General features: G+C 63.1%; 7 protein-coding genes and 1 pseudogene. 4 read left to right on the top strand and 4 right to left on the bottom strand.

From position 1 onward, the window contains the following. Both OU682_RS24525 and OU682_RS23190 read right to left on the bottom strand, forming a co-directional pair. Window positions 1-107 (bottom strand): annotated as a pseudogene (locus OU682_RS24525) (IS30 family transposase); the annotation flags it as partial. Window positions 108-271: 164 nt separating this feature from the next. Next, complete coding sequence (locus OU682_RS23190; RefSeq protein ID WP_268944559.1) at window positions 272-1633, bottom strand: ISNCY family transposase; 1362 nt, start codon at window positions 1631-1633, stop codon at window positions 272-274. Window positions 1634-1840: 207 nt separating this feature from the next. On the opposite strand from OU682_RS23190, the gene OU682_RS23195 reads away from it, so the two are divergent. Genes OU682_RS23195 through OU682_RS23210 form a run of 4 tightly spaced genes read left to right on the top strand, consistent with a single transcriptional unit; the run spans window position 1841 to window position 4238 of the window. Then, complete coding sequence (locus tag OU682_RS23195; protein WP_268944553.1) at window positions 1841-2395, top strand: thioredoxin family protein; 555 nt, start codon at window positions 1841-1843, stop codon at window positions 2393-2395. Continuing rightward, window positions 2392-3072, top strand: a complete 681-nt coding sequence (gene gph / locus OU682_RS23200) for a phosphoglycolate phosphatase (protein WP_268944554.1) — start codon at window positions 2392-2394, stop codon at window positions 3070-3072. The genes OU682_RS23195 and gph overlap by 4 nt, the downstream gene beginning before the upstream one ends. Beyond that, window positions 3069-3758 carry an HAD-IA family hydrolase gene (locus OU682_RS23205; RefSeq protein WP_268944555.1) on the top strand — a complete coding sequence of 230 codons (690 nt, stop codon included), beginning with the start codon at window positions 3069-3071 and terminating at the stop codon, window positions 3756-3758. The genes gph and OU682_RS23205 overlap by 4 nt, the downstream gene beginning before the upstream one ends. 54 nt (window positions 3759-3812) lie before the next feature. Next, window positions 3813-4238 carry a protein tyrosine phosphatase family protein gene (locus OU682_RS23210; protein WP_268944556.1) on the top strand — a complete coding sequence of 142 codons (426 nt, stop codon included), beginning with the start codon at window positions 3813-3815 and terminating at the stop codon, window positions 4236-4238. On the opposite strand, the gene OU682_RS23215 is transcribed toward OU682_RS23210, so the two are convergent. Next, the gene (locus OU682_RS23215) at window positions 4235-4579 is read right to left on the bottom strand and encodes an arsenate reductase family protein (RefSeq protein ID WP_268944557.1); all 345 of its coding nucleotides are present in this window, start codon (window positions 4577-4579) and stop codon (window positions 4235-4237) included. The genes OU682_RS23210 and OU682_RS23215 overlap by 4 nt on opposite strands. Window positions 4580-4713: 134 nt before the next feature. After that, on the bottom strand, window positions 4714-6021 hold the full coding sequence (locus tag OU682_RS23220; RefSeq protein ID WP_268944558.1) for a DUF3422 family protein: 1308 nt from the start codon (window positions 6019-6021) through the stop codon (window positions 4714-4716). Between the last annotated feature and the right edge of the window lie 166 nt (window positions 6022-6187).

Here is a 6187-nt window from a genome sequence, read left to right on the forward strand (position 1 = left end):
TCGCGGCCGAGCATCGCCGCAATCTTCGTCTTTGGCACCTTGGCCTGCAGCATCCTTGCAATCACGCGGCGTTCGTCCAGCGTCAGGTTGGTGAAAGGGCGCCTCATCACATGCTCCTGAGGTGCTTCAGGAAACTATCGAGTGATGCATTCCAGAATGGAATGTGCCCCGGCTATATGTACTGTTGCAACCAAGTTGAAATGTCCTTGGCTGCGCAAAGTAAGAATGTCACAGCGGAGGCATCAGGGCGCAGCCTGACAGGGCGGAGACCTCAGGCATCGGAGCCCTGGCTGGCTGCGCCGGCTGCCTTGCGCTTGCGGTCTGCCAGCGAGTTCCAGCCGGTGTTGCGGCGCCCCGTGGGCGTGTAACGGGTGCGTTGCTTGCCGACCCGGTGTATCTTTGGCGGAGCCTTGTCCTGCTCGGCCTTGATGTATTCCAGGACCGCGCTCAGATGCTTGTTCTCGGTAATGGCGGCATGGGTCACCCGCTGATCCTTGTCGAACACGGAGTAGGGCAGCGAGACACCTTTCCAGCGGAACTCCAGCCGGCCGTCCGCGAACTCATAGCTGTCCACGTATTTGCCCGGCAGATCGCGGGTGATCTCGTTCTCCGCCAGGATGATCCGCAGCCGGTCATAGGAGAAGGCCAGTTGATTGCTGACATACCGCTCATCGCGATAGCAGAGAATGTCGCGCAGCCGATCCGGTTCGACATTCAGCGCCCGATGCAGGTTGTCCGAACGGCGGGGCAGCTTGGCAAACTGCGCGTTGTGGCTCGCCATGAAGCCGGGAAGAAAGGCGTTGGCGGTCTCCATGTCGGAGATGCCGGCCAGCCGCAGTTCCTTGACCAGGCGGTCCTGCAGGGTGCGGTTGGCGCGCTCGACGCGACCTTTTGCTTGCGAGGAGTTGGCGCACAGGATCTCGATGTTCAGCTCGTTCAGGGCCCGGCCAAATTGGGTCATCCCATAGCCTGTCCTGGCATCTTGCTTCGGCACCCGGAACACCGTGTGCTTGTCGGAGTAAAAGGCAACCGGCCGGCCATGGAGCGTCAGGTATCGCTCCAGGGCTCCGAAATAGCTGAAGGTGCTCTCGGAGCTGACAAACTCCAGGTGCATCAGGGTGCTGGTGGCGTCATCGATGAACACCAGCAAGGTGCAAACCGGACCGCGATCTTCAAACCAGCGATGGTCCGAGCCGTCGATCTGGATCAGCTCGCCAAGGCACTCGCGGCGCAGGCGTGGCTGGTGAAATGTCCGGCGCTGCTTGCGCGACAGCCACAATCCCGCATCCTGCATCCACTTGCGCAAGGTCTCGCGCGACACCGTCAGCCCGTGACGCTCCGCCAGCTTCTCGGCCGCCAAGGTCGGGCCGAAGTCGGCATAGTGGTCCCGGACAAGCGCCATGGCAGCCTCCCGGATCGAGGGGTCGATCCGGTTGTTCGATGCCCGGCCACGCGCCTGGTGCCGGATCGCCGCCGGGCCATCAGTCCCGAACCGCTTCAGCAACCGGTGAACCTGTCTGCGGCTCAGACCCAGAACATCGGCCGCCATCACGGCTGACATCCGGCCTTGCAGCACCTGGCTCAAAACCGCGACCCGGTTCAGCTCGCGTTCGCTCATCATCACCCATCCCATGTCCCGGCTCCCACGGATCGACACGTTGTTCATCCAGGGGAGTGTGACATTCCTAGATTGCAGAGGTGAGACATTCTAACTTTGCGGCTATATGTACAGCATAAATAATCTGTATTATGTAATAATCTGCCTTGTGCGACCATAGCCGCACTTGCCTTGATACCCCGGATTTCCCAAACTGCGGGATGCCGCAGCAAGGAGAACTTCATGGCTGTTTCACCACCTGTCTGCGACTTTGGCGCTGCGTGGCATGACTTCAATCTGCCTGGTACGGATGGCCGGTTCTACAGCCTGGCGGATGTGGCCGGTCAGCGAGGTACGCTCGTGATGTTCATCTGCAATCACTGTCCCTATGTCCAGTCGATCCTCGACAGGATCGTGCGTGACGCCCGGCAGATGCAGGCGGTCGGGATCGGGGTTGTTGCGATTTCCGCCAATGATGTCGAGCAATACACGCAGGACGGGCCCGCGCACATGAAGGACTTGGCTGAACGCCACGCTTTCAGCTTTCCTTACCTCTATGACGAGTCGCAGCAGGTTGCGCGTGCCTATGGGGCTGAATGCACACCCGACTTCTTCGGCTATAACGCAGCCGGCAAGCTGCAGTATCGCGGCAGGTTCGACTCTTCGACCCGCACCGCCGGCCCCCTGGAAGCCCGGCGCGAGCTTCTGGAAGCCATGTTGCAGATCGCGGATACCGGCAAGGGACCGGAAAATCAGATCCCCTCGATGGGTTGTTCTATAAAATGGAAAGCTGCATGAACGTCTGTCTTTCGCCATGCCCCATTGTCTTCGATCTGGACGGGACGCTGATCGACAGCGCCCCCGACATTCATGCCTGCGTCAATACGGTTCTGGGCCAGCATCAGGCACCGCTGCTGACCCTGGATCAGGTCCGCAGTTTCATCGGAGGCGGCGTCGATGTGCTGTGGCAGAAGGTCATTGCCGCCCGTGAACTGCCGGATGACAAGAAGCCGGACTACATCGCGGCCTTCATGCTGTGCTACCAGAACGCCACGAACATGACGCGGCTGTTCCCCGGGGTTCTCGAAACCCTGGAACTGCTGGCGGATCGCGGGCATTCCTTGGGGATCTGCACGAACAAGCCGCATGCAGTCACCCAGGTCATCCTGGAACATTTCGGGATCGCGCGCCTGTTCGGCTGCATCATCGGCGGCGACTCGGTTGCCGAGCGCAAGCCTCATCCCGCGCCCTTGCGTGCGGCCCTGGCGGGTCTTGGCGCGGATCCGCAACGTCCCAAGGCCTTCTATGTCGGGGACAGCGAATTCGACGCGACCTGCGCGGCGGCGGTTCCGGTGCCCTTCCTGATCTATTCAAAGGGGTATCGGCAGGCTCCCTTGTCCGAATTGCCCCATGCTGCGTCCTTCGACCACTTCGCCGACCTGCCCGCCTTGGTCGAACTGCAGGCAGCAATGTGATCAAGGCGCTGATCTGGGATGTGGACGGTACCCTGTCCGAGACCGAGGAAACGCATCGCGCTGCCTTCAACCAGGCCTTCGCGGAAGCACGTCTGGATTGGTCTTGGGACCAAGAAACCTATCGGCGGCTGTTGCAGGTCACCGGCGGCAAGGAACGGATGGCGCGGTTCGCGGCAGACCGGGAGATGGCTATTGAAACCCATGCAGTTGCAGAAATACATAAATTAAAAACAGCGATCTACGGTCGAATGATCGAAAACGGGTCAGCATCGCTTCGGCCTGGTGTGCGTGAGGTGATTGAGACTGCGCGCCAGCGCGGCTTTCGCAATGCCATCGCCACGACCACCAGCCGGCCGAACATAGATGCGCTGATCGTCTCCACGTTGGGCAGGCCTGCCGACCAGATCTTCGACGCCATCGCCGCGGGGGACGAGGTCGCGGCCAAGAAGCCCGCACCGGATGTCTATCTACTGGCCTTGCGGCGCCTTGGCCTGTCAGCCTCGGACTGCATCGCAATCGAGGACAGCATGCCCGGCCTGGCTGCGGCGCGCGCGGCGGGCCTTCGGGTTCTGGTCACGCCCTCGATCTATACCGATGGCGACGACTTCGGCGCTGCCGATTGGATGATATCGGACCTGACGGCCCCCCTGCCCGATCCGTTGACCACCATCCTTGCGCGCGCTTGACATTCCGCATGGCTTCGCCTCAATCGCAGGCTTGTCGTCACAAAAGGGCTTGTCATGGACCTGCGCCAGCTTACGCCGAACCTTGCGGTCGCACCACAGATCACCATCGAGGATGTGCCGCTGCTGGCTGCCTCGGGTTTCAAGACGCTGATCAACAACCGTCCTGATGACGAGGCGGGCGCAGTGGACCACCAACTGATGGCCCGGGCGGCGGCAGATGCGGGAATGAGCTATCACTACCTGCCGTTCACGCCGGGCCAGATCACGCCCGACCTGATCCAGGGCTTTGCCGAGGCGCTGGACGGCGAAAAGCCCGCCCTGGCCTATTGCCGGTCAGGCAACCGCTCCACCGTCCTCTGGGCGCTGAGCCAGTCGGGCAGGCAGTCCGAGGCCGAACTTCTGTCCACCGCCGCCAATGCGGGTTATGACCTGTCCGGGATCGTTCCGCTGATGCGGTCGCTGGCCGGGAACAACCGCTAGGCCGGCACCCCGAGGGCGCGCTTCACATTCGCGGTCCAGCCCAGCAGGCGCAAGTCTCCTGCGACGATGGCCGGGCGCTTCATGACGCTTGGCTTGGCAGCCATCATCGCGACGGGGTTGGCCGCACGCTCGTCATCGGACATGGCGCGCCAGGTCAGGCTGGCGCGGTTGACGATCTTGTCGCCGAAATCGGCCAGCAGCGTTGCCCGTTCCGCATCCGTCAGGGGCTGCTTCTGCACATCGCGAAAGGCGACGGCCCAGCCATGCTGCTCCAGTTCGGCCTGCGCCTTCTGGCAGGTCGAACAATGCGCAAGGCCATAGAGCGTCAGGTCCCGCGCCATCAGACGAAGGGCACCAGCGGCACGCCGCAGGCGGAAAGCGTCAGAAGGGCGGCAAGGGCAAGAAGCAGTTTCATCACAGGTCCATGGGCTTAGGGGCTTGATGCCTTATCCGCACCCTGCCCCGCGCCTTCAAGTCACAAATCGCCCGCCGGTCCATGCTTGTGCAGGCTGCGGCGAACCTGCCGCATGGCCCACCACACGATCAGCACTGCAACGGGCGTCAGGCCGGCGATCAGATAGGCCTTGTCCACCTGCAGCTTGGTCGCGACGGGATACAGCGCATAGGACAGCAGCCCCACGACGTAATAGCTGATGGCCACGACCGACAGCCCCTCCACCGTGTGCTGCAGGCGCAGTTGGAGGTCGGCTCGCCGGTCCATGCGCTCCAGCAGCAACTGGTTCTGGGCCGAGCGTTCTACATCGACCCGCGTGCGCAGCAGCTCGCCCGCGCGCGCGGCGCGTTCCAGCATCGTCGTCAGCCGCGTCTCGGCCGAGGCGGCTGTCCGCATCGCCGGCTGGTAACGGCGGCGCATGAACTCGGTCAGCATCTGCCGGTCCTTGAACCGGCTCTCGCGCAGGGCTGTGATGCGGTCCGTGACGATCGCCTCGTAGGCCTTGGTCGCGCCGAAGCGAAAAGAGTGCTGGACCGCCTGCGCCTCGAGTTCGGCCGAGACGGCCAGCAACTCGTGCAGGACGGCTTCAGCCGGGCGAGCTTCGTCCGTCATGCCGTCAACGATGGCGGAAAGGCGCGGCTCAAGCTCGTTCAGCCGGTTGGTGAGGCCGCGGACGCGACCAAGTCCCAGCATGGACATTGCGCGATAGGTTTCCAGCTCGGCCAGGCGGTGGACGATCCTGCCGATGCGGCCCTCGCCCACGCCGGGCTTCACGAACAGGGCGAAGCGCATCCAGCCGTCGGCGTCGATCCTGAAATCGCCCGCAATCAAGGCGGCTTCCTCCAGCACCCAAACGGCGGTCAGGCTGTCGCGGGCAAACCAGGTCTCGATGCGATCAGGCGCCTCGTCCGGGTTGTCTGGCAGCAGGTCGATCTGGACCATGACGGCAGCGACGCGCTTGCCGGGCGCCGCCTGCTGCCAGTCCTGCGAAAAGATCGCGGCGGCGCTTGGGTCAAAGGGCCGAATCGGCAGGCCGGGGGTCAGGGCCATGTAGGTCACGAATTCGGTATGGCTTTCCCATTTCAGGTCATGGCGGCCAAGCCGTCCCTGGTAATGGCTTTCATGGGGATCGGGCCGGGGGCCGCCATGCCGGCTGGTCAGCTGGGTCAGATGCGCCAGATCCCGCGTCCGGTCCCGGTTGGCGGCGTCCAGCGGTTCCTTGAAGGCCACGAAGACGCAGGTGGCCGGGGCGGACAGCCGGGGCGACGGCCGCGCGTGCAGCTCGTTGACAAGATCGTATCGCAGCGGATGTTCAAGTTCCGGCCCCACGGCGCAGCTTCCCTTCATGGCCGGTCGGACCGGCGTGCCTGATGCGGAAAGGGGCGCGATTGCCCGCGCCCCCTGCCCCTGTTTATTGTGCCGATCACTCGATCATCGGCAGCAGCTTGTTGAGGCTGTCCTTGGCATCGCCATAGAACATCCGGGTGTTCTCCTT

Origin of the sequence: Paracoccus benzoatiresistens, from assembly GCF_026913015.1 — a bacterium.
Classification (GTDB): Bacteria; Pseudomonadota; Alphaproteobacteria; order Rhodobacterales; family Rhodobacteraceae; genus Paracoccus; species Paracoccus benzoatiresistens.